Source organism: Exiguobacterium acetylicum (assembly GCF_022170825.1).
In the GTDB taxonomy this organism is placed as follows: Bacteria; Bacillota; Bacilli; order Exiguobacteriales; family Exiguobacteriaceae; genus Exiguobacterium_A; species Exiguobacterium_A acetylicum_B.
The window spans coordinates 53,305-65,607 of the sequence record NZ_CP081878.1; the positions used below are offsets into that span (position 1 = coordinate 53,305).

A 12,303-nucleotide genomic window follows, 5' to 3' on the forward strand; every position below is an offset into this window, starting at 1 on the left:
TTCCTACAGGAAACGAACTAGAGGAGGAACGGCACGATGACGATTATTGTAAAGGCTCCGGCCAAAATCAACCTAGTCCTGGATGCGACGGCAAAGCGCCCGGACGGCTATCATGATGTACATATGGTGATGACGACAGTCGATTTGGCAGACCGTCTCGAGTTGACGGAGCTTCCGTCAGGAGAAATTCGGATGAACGCCCAACACGCCTATGTCCCGAATGATGAACGCAATCTTGCTTATAAAGCAGCGGCGATTTTAAAAGAAAAGTATGACGTCAAAACAGGGGTCGAGATTTTCTTAGAGAAACATATCCCGGTCGCAGCAGGACTTGCTGGTGGATCAAGTGATGCAGCAGCAACGCTACGCGGCTTAAACGATTTGTGGAAACTCGGCTTGACGCTTGAAGAGTTGGCGGAGGTTGGTGCAGCGGTTGGCTCTGATGTACCGTTTTGTGTCATGGGTGGAACGGCGATCGCAACCGGTCGTGGTGAAAAACTCGAGAAACTTGTCTCACCACCACCGTGCTGGGTCGTTCTCGCAAAACCGACAATCGGTGTCTCGACAGCTGATGTCTACGGGGCGCTTGACCTGAACACGGCAAAACGTCCGAACGTCGAAGCGATGATCGATGCCGTGAAAGAGCAAGATTTCCAAGCGATCTGCCAATCACTTGGCAACGTCCTAGAGTCGGTTACGTTACCGATGCACCCGGAAGTCGAACAAATTAAGGAGTTTATGGCAAGTTGCGGTGCAGAGGGTGTATTGATGAGCGGCAGTGGTCCGACCGTCTTTGCTTTAACAGAACACGAAAATCGGGCACAACGTCTCTATAATGGATTACGTGGCTTTTGTAATGAAGTCTATGTCGTTCGTCTTTTGGGCGAAAACCATTGATAATATCCGTATGAAAATGATATATTCACTATTGAATATTCGGAATTACGGAGAGGTGGAACAATACAAATGAAAATTCGGAGAAGTGGACGGTTGGTCGATATGACGCGGTACTTGCTTGACCATCCCCATCATCTCGTCTCATTGACGATTTTTGCAGAGCGCTATAAATCGGCGAAATCCTCAATTAGTGAAGATTTAGATATCGTCAGCGAGATGTTAGAACATGAGGGAACGGGGCGTCTCGTCACGGTACCGGGTGCTGCAGGTGGCGTCATGTTCATCCCAACGTGGAGCAGTAAAAAGGCGTTACCGTTCATTGACGATCTATGTGAACGTGTCGCACGTCCCGATCGACTGTTACCGGGGGGATATCTCTATTTGACAGACTTACTCGGGGACCCGAAGATGGTCAAACAAATGGGGCAAGTATTTGCGTCTGTCTTCAGTCAAAAGAAAGTCGATGTCGTCATGACGATTGCAACGAAAGGGATTCCGCTTGCTTATGCAGTCGCAGAACAACTCGGTGTGCCGTTCGTCATCGTCCGCTCGGATAGTCGCGTCACGGAAGGTTCAACGGTCAGTATCAATTATGTCTCAGGTTCTTCAAAAGCAATCCGGACGATGGCACTGGCGCGTCGAAGCTTACCTCGCGGAGCGAACGTCTTATTGATTGATGATTTCATGAAAGCCGGTGGAACAATTCGTGGGATGATGAGTCTCTTAAGCGAGTTCGAAGCAAAAGTCGCAGGCGTTGGTGTCTTGATCGAGGCAGAAGGTGCTGAGAAAAAGATGGTCAACGAATACGTCAGCTTAATGAAACTAGCAGACGTCGATGTTGATCTTGGACAAATCCAAGTCAAACGAGGCAACGTCGACCACTACTTCTCAGAAACTGAGACTACCTGAAATTGACAGTCGCATGGATTGTAACTATACTGTAATTATCAAACTTTTGGAAATTATGCGTAAAAAGATTGGGAAAGACTAAACCTTTGTTTGTTTTAAGCCGTAAGTAGAAGTAGACAACGAAGAGTTGTGACAACGGTTAAAGGGGTGCGGACAAAATGAACGTTACGGACGTTAAAATTCGTCGCGTCGTGGCAGAGGGTCGAATGAAAGCACTTGCCTCTATTACGCTCGACCACGAATTCGTGGTACATGATTTGCGTGTCATCGAAGGGAACAGCGGTCTCTTCGTCGCCATGCCAAGCAAACGAACGCAAGAAGGTATCTTCCGGGATGTCGCTCATCCAATCAATGCATTAATGCGAAAAAAGGTCGAAGATTCAGTACTTGAAGCCTATGCGGCACGTGAGGATCAAGAAGAAGGCGTCGGTTACGAAGTCTCTTCTGTCCAAACGACAGATCAAGCATAAGAAAAAAGACAGGTTTTCTCTTCTTGGGAAAACCTGTCTTTTTTCACGTGTTTTCCTCAATTCCGCTTCGTCCCATCATTGAATAACGATGCCATTTTCGTTATAGTTGGAACGAGTGTACTATTTCAGAACGAAATCAACACTAATTTACGTGGAGGAGCGACAAGGATGAATCATTTCGCGGTAATTCTAGCAGCGGGTAAAGGAACTCGGATGAAATCGAAGCTTTACAAAGTACTTCACCCAGTCGCTGGGAAACCTATGGTACAGCACGTCGTCGATCAATTAGCGACGCTCGGCGTCAAGCGACAGGTCGTCATCGTCGGTCACGGTGCGGAATCCGTCAAAGAAGTGCTTGGCACATCGGTGGAATACGCACTTCAAAGTGAGCAGCTTGGCACAGGTCATGCTGTTCAAATGGCAGAACCCGTACTCGGGAACGAACAAGGAGCAACGCTCGTCGTCTGTGGCGATACACCACTCTTGACGAGTGAGACACTGGCTTCATTGCTTCAACATCATACGGATACAAACGCAAAAGTGACTGTCTTGACGGCACTTGCTGACGATCCGACAGGTTACGGACGAATCGTTCGTGGCGAAGACGGAAACGTCTCGAAAATCGTCGAGCATAAGGATGCGAATGCAGAAGAACTCGCACTTCGGGAAATCAATACAGGTACGTATGTGTTCGATAACGAAATGCTGTTCGCGACGCTGAAACAGGTCAAGAACGACAATGCGCAAGGTGAGTATTACTTACCAGACGTGATTGAACTTGCAAAAGCAGCAGGCGAAACGATCGCAGCGTATGCGGCACCTACGTTCGAAGAGACAATTGGTGTTAACGATCGCGTCGCACTGGCACAAGCGGAAACGTCGATGCGTAAGCGGACGAATGAGTACTGGATGCGTCAAGGAGTCACATTCGTCGATCCATCTTCGACGTATATCGGACCTGACGTTACGATTGGTTCAGATACTGTTCTCTATCCTGGTACGCAGTTGCTCGGTCACACCGTCATCGGTTCAGAATGTACGATTGGTCCGAACTCGGATATTCGCAATAGTGAAGTGGCAGATGGCGCGATCGTTCGTCAATCGGTCGTCACGGACAGTAAGATTGGTCCAGCGGCGCAAGTCGGTCCATTCGCGCATTTACGTCAACAAGCAGTACTTGGTGCGAACACACGCGTTGGAAACTTCGTTGAGATCAAGAAATCGACATTTGGCGAAGGTAGCAAATCAGCGCACTTGAGCTATGTCGGAGATGCAACGATCGGCGACAACGTCAATCTCGGTTGCGGATCAATCACGGTCAATTACGATGGGGAAAATAAATTCCAGACGATCATTGAGGACGATGCATTCATCGGCTGTAACGTCAACTTGATCGCACCGGTCACGGTCGGCAAGAACGCCCTTGTCGCTGCCGGATCAACCGTCACAGATGATGTGCCGGAAAACGGTCTCGCGATCGCACGGGAACGTCAAACGACGAAACCTGATTATCGTTAATTCATTACTTGTCGCTCTACTCGTCTAAACCCAAACAAATGGAGGCCACCTACACATGTCTACTGTCTTAGAACATGAAATTCGTATTTTCGCACTCAACTCGAACAAACCACTGGCAGAGGAAATCGCTAAAGTCATCGGAATTCCGGTGAGCGAAAGTTCAGTCAAACACTTCAGTGATGGCGAAATTTCGATGAACATCGAAGAAAGTGTCCGAGGGGATGATATTTACATCATTCAATCGACAAGCCAACCAGTCAACGAAAACCTGATGGAACTTCTCATCATGATCGATGCACTGAAACGGGCGTCTGCACGGACAATCAACGTCGTCATCCCGTATTACGGTTATGCGCGCCAAGACCGCAAAGCACGTTCACGTGAGCCAATCACGGCGAAACTCGTTGCGAACTTGCTTGAAGTAGCAGGAGCGACACGCGTCGTGACGATGGATCTCCATGCAGCACAAATCCAAGGGTTCTTCGATATTCCAGTAGATCAGTTGATGGGTGTACCGCTTCTCGCTTCATACTTCGAGAAAAAGAACATCGATCCAAACGAACTCGTCATCGTTTCTCCAGACCATGGCGGTGTCACACGGGCACGTAAATTAGCAGAACAATTAAAAGCACCAATCGCGATCATCGACAAACGCCGTCCGAAACCGAACGTCGCTGAAGTCATGAACATCGTTGGTCAAGTCGACGGTAAGATTGCCATCATCATCGATGACATCATCGATACAGCAGGTACGATCACACTTGCAGCAAACGCTTTGATCGAAAACGGAGCGAAACAAGTCTATGCATGTTGTACACACCCTGTTCTTTCAGGTCCAGCAATGGAACGGATCGAGAACTCGGCGATCGAGGAACTCGTTGTCTTGAACACGATCGATTTAACACAACGCGAATGTGCAAGCAAAATCAAACAAATCTCTGTGGCACGCTTGCTTGCAGAAGCAATCATCCGTGTACACGAACAGAAATCAATCAGCCCGCTCTTCAGCTGATTGCTTGATGCATACGAACGACGTGGTCCGATTTATTGAAATCGGACCCTTGTTCGTTTATTTTTTCAAAAAGAAATGAGGAATCGATATGAAATGTATCGTCGGATTAGGGAATCCTGGGGCAAAGTATGCAAATACGCGCCACAATATCGGCTTTCTAGCGATTGATGCGTTAGCGGAGAAGCACGGGATCAAGCTCTCAGAATCGAAGTTTAAAGCCCTCTTCGGAACGGGAATGATAAACGGAGAGCGTGTCGTACTCGTGAAGCCATTGACGTATATGAACTTATCAGGTGAAGCGGTTCGACCGTTGCTTGATTTTTATAAAATTGCGGTCGAAGATGTGCTCGTCATTTATGATGATTTAGATCTACCGCTTGAGAAACTGCGCTTACGTTCAAAAGGGAGTGCAGGCGGTCATAACGGTGTGAAATCATTGATCCAGCACCTCGGCACGCAGGAAATCAAGCGTCTTAAGCTCGGCGTCGGCCGACCACCGGCACCGATCCAAGTCATTGACTGGGTGTTGATGAATTTTTCGAAAGCGGAACAAGGAAGCTTGCAACATGTACTCAATGCGTCTGTCGATGTAGCGACGGACTTCATAGACACACCGTTTCTCGCTTTGATGAATCGGTATAACTGAACGCAACGCTTTGGGGTTCCAAAGCGTTTTTGCTGTCGTGTTTTAGGAGGAAGAAGATGAAACAATTACAAGAACTCTTACTAGCAATTCCTGAAATCAAGACGGTTCGGGAACGCTTCCGAGATGGTGTCAATGCACAGTTGATCACCGGTTTGATGAATAGCGGAAAAGCCCTGTTCGTCGCCGGTATTTATCAGGAGACGAAACGTCGATTCGTACTCGTGACACATAATATGTTCCAAGCGCAAAAACTGTACGATGATTTGATTGAACTCGTACCGGAAGAAGACGTCATGCTCTATCCGGTCGACGAGACGTTAGCGGCGGAACTCTCTTACGGGGCAAGTCCGGAATTGCGGGCAACGCGGATCGAGACACGTCATCGTTTACTAACGACGGACGATGGAATTCTGATCATTCCGCTCGTTGGTTTACGCCGATACGTTCCGGATGCACAGACGTTCCTATCACACGTCAAACAAGTCAAACCGGGCGATATCTTGTCGATTCCAGACTTCGTCCAGGACTTAGTCGATGCGGGGTACGAGCGGACCGCAACCGTGACGACACCCGGTGAATTTGCTGTTCGCGGAAGTATCATTGATATCTATCCGCTCACGGTCGAACGTCCGTACCGGCTCGATCTATTTGATGAGGAAGTCGACTCGATCTATACATTCGATGCGGAGACCCAACGCTCGCTCGGTGTCGTCGCAGAAGCGTGTTTGATGCCAGCAGCCGAACACTTCGCAACGAAGGATCAGTTAAAGGAAGCGGGTGAAAAAGTCCGCCGTCTTTATGAGGCGACGAAAGAGCGCGTCCAAAGTACGGAAGTCCTCGCAGCACTCGAAGAAGGAATCGCTTACGACGTTGAGTTGTTAGAAAACGGCGATCAACCGAAACAGTTCGCGAAATATGCACCGATCCTCTACACGTCGACGTTACGTCAAGACGTGACGGGCAGTGTCTTAATCGTCGATGAAGTCGCACGGGTTGAAGAAGCGGCAGAAGTCCAGGATGCAGAAGAAGCGGAATGGATGGCATCGCTCATTGAACGCGGTCAAAGCGTCAGTGATTACATCCTGTCCGTTCCAATGGCACACGTCTTTGAAGGACAACCGTTGTTGTACCTCTCGCTGCTACCGACACGCCGGAGCGGGGTGCCGGAAAGTGCAGCGATCCATTTCAGCATCAAACCGATTGCGCCGTTTCATGGTCAGATGGAACGACTGAAGCAAGAAGTCGAACGGTATCGCCGTGCCGACATGTGGATGGTCTTCTTAGCGAGTAACCGGGAACGTGCTGAGCGGATGCGCCAAACGTTATCTGATTATGGGGTTGAAGCCTCGATCGTAACGAAAGAGGGTATCACCCGTGGTCAACCAGCGATTTTGATCGGTGGGATTCATGGTGGATTTGAAATGACGAATGCACGTCTCGTCGTCATCACGGAAGAGGAAGTCTTCAAACAACCGGCGCGTCGTCGAAAGCAGACGACGAAGTTGACGAATGCTGAACGAATCAAGAGTTATCAAGAGTTAAAGACAGGTGATTACGTCGTCCATATCCATCACGGGATTGGTCGGTACCATGGCATCAAGACGATTGATGTAGCTGGTAATCATCAGGATTATCTTCATCTGGTGTATGCAGGCGAGGATTCGTTGTACGTGCCTGTCGATCAAATCGACTTGATTCAAAAGTATGTCGGGGCTGAAGGAAAAGAACCAAAAATCTATAAACTCGGTGGGACGGAATGGAAAAAGGTCAAAGCGAAGGTCCAAAAATCGGTCGAAGATATCGCCGATGAGTTGATCAAACTCTATGCCGCTCGTGAAGCAGCTGTCGGTTTTGCTTTCCCGGAAGATGACGATAACATGCAAGCCTTTGAAGCCTCGTTCCCGTACGAGGAGACGGTCGATCAATTGCGATCGATTGCCGAGATCAAGAAAGACATGGAACGGCCGCGTCCGATGGATCGTCTGTTGTGTGGTGACGTCGGGTACGGAAAAACAGAAGTGGCGATTCGAGCGGCGTTCAAAGCAGTCATGGCTGGAAAACAAGTCGCGTTGCTCGTACCGACGACCGTTCTTGCACAACAGCACTACGAAACGATGCTTGAGCGATTCAGCGAATGGCCGATTCGAGTCTCGGTCATGAGTCGGTTCCGTTCACCGGCAGAGTTGAAGGCAACGAAACAAGGATTAAAAGAGGGAACAATCGATGTCGTCGTCGGAACACACCGTGTGCTTTCGAAAGATGTCCAGTTCGCTGATATCGGATTGTTGATCATTGATGAAGAGCAACGATTCGGTGTTAAACACAAGGAACGTCTGAAGCAGTTGAAGACGAACGTCGACGTCTTGACGTTGACAGCGACGCCGATTCCGCGGACATTGCACATGTCGATGATCGGGATTCGCGATCTTTCGGTCCTTGAGACGCCGCCTGAAAACCGTTACCCAGTCCAGACGTATGTCATGGAATACGACGGAATCGTCATGCGCGAAGCACTCGAACGGGAACTCGGACGTGGTGGACAAGCATTCTTCTTGTATAACCGTGTCGAAGGCATCGAGCGAAAGGCAGAAGAGATTCGCGCACTCGTACCGGAAGCGCGGATTGTCACGGCGCACGGGCGAATGACGGAAACCGAACTCGAAAGTCAGCTGATCGCTTTCTTCGAAGGAGATGCCGACGTCCTTGTCAGTACGACGATCATTGAGACAGGGATTGATATCCCGAACGTCAATACGTTGATCGTTCATGACGCCGATCAAATGGGCTTATCGCAGCTTTATCAATTACGTGGTCGTGTCGGTCGGTCAAGTCGCGTCGCCTACTCGTACTTTACGTACCGTCCGCAAAAACGATTGACGGAAGTGGCAGAGAGTCGTCTGCAAGCAATCAAGGAGTTCACGGAGCTCGGTAGCGGTTTTAAAATCGCAATGCGTGACTTGTCGATTCGTGGTGCCGGGAACTTACTCGGTTCGCAACAATCTGGCTTCATCGATTCCGTCGGTTTCGATCTCTATTCACAGATGCTCGCAGAAGCAGTCGAGGAGCGGAAAGAACGGATGAAAGGCAAAAAACGCGTTCAGAAATTCGTTCCTGAGTTCACGTTCAGTCTCGATGCCTATATTCCATCACACTATATGACGGACTCCGAGCTAAAAATCGAGTTTTATAAACGTTTGAAATATGTCGATACCGTCGATAGTCTCGAACAACTCGAAACAGAAATGCTCGAACGTTTCGGTGAGTTCCCAGATGAAGTCGCTCGTTTGATCCAGTTGACACGGATGCGCATTTTCGCTGAACGGGCACGTGTCGAGCGTGTTAAACAAACTGATCCGAAAATCGAGATCATCTTGTCGCTCCAATCGACACAACAACTCGATGTGGCGGACTTTGTCAAATGGACCGTTCCACTAGGACGTGGTCTTGGGATGGGACAACAAGAGCAGAAACTCGTCTTAACCCTGAACCGCAACAAACAGTCGACGCAACAGATGACGATGCAGGCAGAACAATTATTGGCGGAACTTGATCGCCGGCTTGTCGCGCGATGAATAAACGGACGATTGCGCAAGGCGCAGCATTACTTGCGATCTCTAGTTATATCTCAAAACTACTCAGCTTCTTTTACCGGATTCCGTATCAGAATCTCGCCGGTGACTTTGGATTGTATGTCTATCAGACCGTCTATCCGTTATTTGCGATTGCGGCAGCGCTCGGCATTTATGCGCTGCCCGTCATCGTGGCGAAGTTGACGCTTCACCATCCAGATGAGAAACGAGAAGTCCTTTGGTCGATTTTTTATGTCTTACTTGCGATGACGGTTTTCTTCGGTTTGCTCGGGTGGTGGATCGCCCCGACACTTGCCGGTTGGTTTGGGGACGACAAACTCGTCGTTCCCTTGCGTGCCGTCACGTGTACGTTTTATTTACTACCGGTCATTGCCGTCCTAAGAGGAATGTTTCAAGCAGATCTTGAGATGCGACCGACGGCCGTATCTCAAGTATCCGAAAATGCCGTTCGCGTCGGACTGTTGTTGCTCGTGACCTATATCGGGGTCTCGATGCAGGCGGATCCGTACTGGATTGGTGCGAGCGCTCATTTAACGGCGATCGGTGGCAGTGTGGTTTCGTTAGTCGTTTTGCTACGGTTTGCGAAAGGGAAAATCGGTCGTCCGGTATTTTCGAGCATTCATATAAGACGTGTCGGAAAGGTACTCGTGACAAGTGGCGTAGCAGTTAGTATCGCGTCACTGGCTTTATTGCTGATGCAATTGATTGATGGGTTGACGTTCGTCAATCTACTCGGTAATACGACGGAAACAAAAATCGAAAAAGGAATACTCGACCGCGGCTATCCGTTACTCCAATTCGCGATTTTGTTTGCGACGTCGATGAGTCTTGCGAGTGTGCCGTCGTTGTCAACTGCATACCGGAAACATGAACAGCAGATGATGCGTCAACAACTAGAGACGTTGCTCCGTTCAGGTCTATTGATCGCCGCTGCAGCAACGATCGGATTAATGGGTGTGATGCGTCCGCTCAATATTGCGTTATATCAAAATGATGAAGGAACAGTAGGGTTGATTTGGCTCGCGGCGACAGCGTTTGCAGCTTCGATTGCGATGATGATCGTCTCCTGTTTACAGTCAGTCGATGCCGAGAAATATGCGCTCGTTGGTGTTCTTGTCGGATTAGGGGCGAAGCTTGCTCTGAATCTCTATTTCATTCCCCGATATGGTATGATCGGGGCGGGTATGGCGACATTTGGCGGTTTTGCCGTCATGGCGGCAGCGCAGTGGATTTTATTGAACCGGAAGTTCGGTCGCGTATCAGCAGGAAACGCATTTTATCGACGACTGGTCTTACCTGTGCTCGCCATGGGCGTGTTTCTTTACCTGATCGAAACGTTCTTTCAGCTGTTTGAGCTTGAGACACGAATCGGTGCGGCACTCGAAGTCGGCGTCCTTGTCGTCGGTGGTGCCATCATTTATGGCAGCATGGCTTTACGCGTCCGTGCCTTATCAGAACAAGAGTGGGCATTATTGCCTTTAGGAGATAAGTTATATCAGATGTACCAACGTAGGAGGAGTATATGACACACCGAATTACGATCGTCGGCCTTGGCGTCGGCGAACTCGAACAATTGCCATTCGGCATCTATCGATTATTAAAAAATACGACACAACCCGTCTATTTGCGGACGATGGACCATCCAGTCGTTTCAGAACTTGCAGCAGAGGGAATGAACTTTACATCATTTGACTCGGTTTACGAACGACATAGCCGGTTTGAAGACGTATACACAGAAATCGTCGAGGAATTGCTTCGTCTTTCTGAAACAACAGACATCATCTATGCCGTTCCAGGTCATCCATTAGTCGCTGAGAGTACCGTACAACAGTTGTTGCAACGGACGGATAATGTCGATGTCGTAGGGGGACAAAGTTTTCTCGATCCAATGTTCGCAGCACTTGGTGTGGATCCGATTGAAGGATTCCAGTTACTTGATGCAACGGCGTTTGCCGTCGATGAAGCACAGATTCGTCAACATCTACTGATTGGACAAGTCTATGATGCGCTCGTCGCAGGTGATTTAAAGGTCCAGCTGATGGAACGGTATCCGGATGAACATCTGGTCAGGCTTGTCACGGCAGCAGGTACGAGTCAACAAACCGTTCAAACCGTACCGTTGTATGAACTCGATCATGTGACGACGCTCAGTAACTTAACGACAGTCTATGTCCCACCCGTTACGAACGAGCAGACGTTAAATCGTGACTTTGCGACATTAAAAGAGATTATTGCTCGTTTACGTGGTGAAGGCGGTTGTCCGTGGGATCAAGAGCAGACACATGAGTCCTTAAAACGACATTTAATCGAAGAATCTTACGAATTACTGGAAGCCATCGACCTTCAGGACGATAACTTAATGATAGAAGAGCTAGGAGACGTCCTCTTGCAGGTCATGCTCCATGCGCAAATTGGTCTCGATGAAGGCTATTTCGATATTCGAGACGTCATCGGGAGCGTCAGTGATAAGATGATTCGTCGGCATCCGCATGTTTTCGGGGAAACGACGGTCGATTCATCAGCAGACGTCGTCTCAAATTGGCAGGACATCAAAGCGCAAGAAAAACCAGAGCGAACTTCCTTGCTCGATGGTGTGACAAAAGGAACACCTGCCTTGATGCGGGCGGAAGATATTCAAAAGAAAGTGGCGAAAGTCGGTTTTGAATGGGAAGACGTCGAGGGGGCACTTGAAAAAGTGATCGAAGAGTTACGTGAATTGAAAGAAGCAACACCAGAAGAACGACTTGGGGAATTCGGAGACGTCCTATTTTCAATGACACTCGTCGGAAAATACCTCGGTCTATCGGCAGAAGAGGGATTACAACGAACGAATGATAAATTCATTCGCCGTTTTACACGAATGGAACAACTAGCGGATCGACCGCTCGTTGAGATGACGCTTGAAGAGCAAGATTTACTCTGGCATCAAGCGAAGCAGGAGGAACAGTCATGAGACTTGATAAATTTTTAAAAGTATCGCGTCTGATCAAACGACGGACGCTTGCTAAAGAAGTAGCCGATCAAGGTCGTATTACGATCAACGGTAATGTAGCGAAAGCAAGTAGCACCGTAGCAGCAGGGGACGAGATGACGATTCGGTTCGGAAATAAGATCGTCACAGTTGCGATATCAAGCATTAAAGAACATGCGAAAAAAGAAGAAGCGTCTGATATGTATGAGATTGTCCGTGAAGAAAAGGTGAATTCCGAAGAATCGATGTAATTTACCGGAAAAAGGAAGTATACTAAAGAGTGTCAGGGA

The 12,303-nt window shown here is 48.7% G+C and carries 10 protein-coding genes; all 10 read left to right on the forward strand.

Annotation, left to right across the window (positions count from 1 at the left end; all coding sequences use genetic code 11):
- Positions 1–36: 36 nt before the first annotated feature.
- Positions 37–897 carry a 4-(cytidine 5'-diphospho)-2-C-methyl-D-erythritol kinase gene (gene ispE, locus K6T22_RS00320; RefSeq protein ID WP_238238360.1) on the forward strand — a complete coding sequence of 287 codons (861 nt, stop codon included), beginning with the start codon at positions 37–39 and terminating at the stop codon, positions 895–897.
- Positions 898–966: 69 nt separating this feature from the next.
- Positions 967–1,806: a pur operon repressor gene (gene purR / locus K6T22_RS00325; protein WP_238238361.1), complete on the forward strand. Its 840-nt coding sequence runs from the start codon at positions 967–969 to the stop codon at positions 1,804–1,806.
- Positions 1,807–1,964: 158 nt separating this feature from the next.
- Positions 1,965–2,276: a septation regulator SpoVG gene (spoVG, locus tag K6T22_RS00330; RefSeq protein ID WP_238238362.1), complete on the forward strand. Its 312-nt coding sequence runs from the start codon at positions 1,965–1,967 to the stop codon at positions 2,274–2,276.
- A 168-nt stretch (positions 2,277–2,444) separates the two neighbouring features.
- Entirely contained in the window at positions 2,445–3,794 is a 1,350-nt protein-coding gene (glmU, locus tag K6T22_RS00335) for a bifunctional UDP-N-acetylglucosamine diphosphorylase/glucosamine-1-phosphate N-acetyltransferase GlmU (RefSeq protein WP_238238363.1), read from the forward strand.
- Positions 3,795–3,849: 55 nt separating this feature from the next.
- Complete coding sequence (locus K6T22_RS00340) at positions 3,850–4,806, forward strand: ribose-phosphate diphosphokinase (RefSeq protein WP_012368955.1); 957 nt, start codon at positions 3,850–3,852, stop codon at positions 4,804–4,806.
- A gap of 88 nt (positions 4,807–4,894) precedes the next feature.
- The gene (gene pth / locus K6T22_RS00345; protein ID WP_023466549.1) at positions 4,895–5,452 is read left to right on the forward strand and encodes an aminoacyl-tRNA hydrolase; all 558 of its coding nucleotides are present in this window, start codon (positions 4,895–4,897) and stop codon (positions 5,450–5,452) included.
- Between the two features lie 56 nt (positions 5,453–5,508).
- The gene (gene mfd, locus K6T22_RS00350) at positions 5,509–9,024 is read left to right on the forward strand and encodes a transcription-repair coupling factor (protein ID WP_238238364.1); all 3,516 of its coding nucleotides are present in this window, start codon (positions 5,509–5,511) and stop codon (positions 9,022–9,024) included.
- Positions 9,021–10,568, forward strand: coding sequence for a putative polysaccharide biosynthesis protein (locus K6T22_RS00355; protein ID WP_238238365.1), 1,548 nt, complete (start codon positions 9,021–9,023; stop codon positions 10,566–10,568). Before mfd ends, K6T22_RS00355 begins: the two co-directional genes overlap by 4 nt.
- Positions 10,565–11,995 (forward strand): bifunctional methyltransferase/pyrophosphohydrolase YabN, encoded by a 1,431-nt coding sequence (gene mazG / locus K6T22_RS00360; RefSeq protein WP_238238366.1) that lies wholly within the window; start codon positions 10,565–10,567, stop codon positions 11,993–11,995. The genes K6T22_RS00355 and mazG overlap by 4 nt, the downstream gene beginning before the upstream one ends.
- The gene (locus tag K6T22_RS00365; RefSeq protein ID WP_238238367.1) at positions 11,992–12,264 is read left to right on the forward strand and encodes an RNA-binding S4 domain-containing protein; all 273 of its coding nucleotides are present in this window, start codon (positions 11,992–11,994) and stop codon (positions 12,262–12,264) included. The genes mazG and K6T22_RS00365 overlap by 4 nt, the downstream gene beginning before the upstream one ends.
- Positions 12,265–12,303 lie beyond the last annotated feature (39 nt).

Excerpts from the sequence above, each read along its gene's own strand:
- ispE (WP_238238360.1), top strand. The coding sequence starts at position 37 with ATGACGATTATTGTAAAGGCTCCGGCCAAAATCAACCTAGTCCTGGAT.
- purR (WP_238238361.1), top strand. The coding sequence starts at position 967 with ATGAAAATTCGGAGAAGTGGACGGTTGGTCGATATGACGCGGTACTTG.
- spoVG (WP_238238362.1), top strand. The coding sequence starts at position 1,965 with ATGAACGTTACGGACGTTAAAATTCGTCGCGTCGTGGCAGAGGGTCGA.
- glmU (WP_238238363.1), top strand. The coding sequence starts at position 2,445 with ATGAATCATTTCGCGGTAATTCTAGCAGCGGGTAAAGGAACTCGGATG.
- K6T22_RS00340 (WP_012368955.1), top strand. The coding sequence starts at position 3,850 with ATGTCTACTGTCTTAGAACATGAAATTCGTATTTTCGCACTCAACTCG.
- pth (WP_023466549.1), top strand. The coding sequence starts at position 4,895 with ATGAAATGTATCGTCGGATTAGGGAATCCTGGGGCAAAGTATGCAAAT.
- mfd (WP_238238364.1), top strand. The coding sequence starts at position 5,509 with ATGAAACAATTACAAGAACTCTTACTAGCAATTCCTGAAATCAAGACG.
- K6T22_RS00355 (WP_238238365.1), top strand. The coding sequence starts at position 9,021 with ATGAATAAACGGACGATTGCGCAAGGCGCAGCATTACTTGCGATCTCT.
- mazG (WP_238238366.1), top strand. The coding sequence starts at position 10,565 with ATGACACACCGAATTACGATCGTCGGCCTTGGCGTCGGCGAACTCGAA.
- K6T22_RS00365 (WP_238238367.1), top strand. The coding sequence starts at position 11,992 with ATGAGACTTGATAAATTTTTAAAAGTATCGCGTCTGATCAAACGACGG.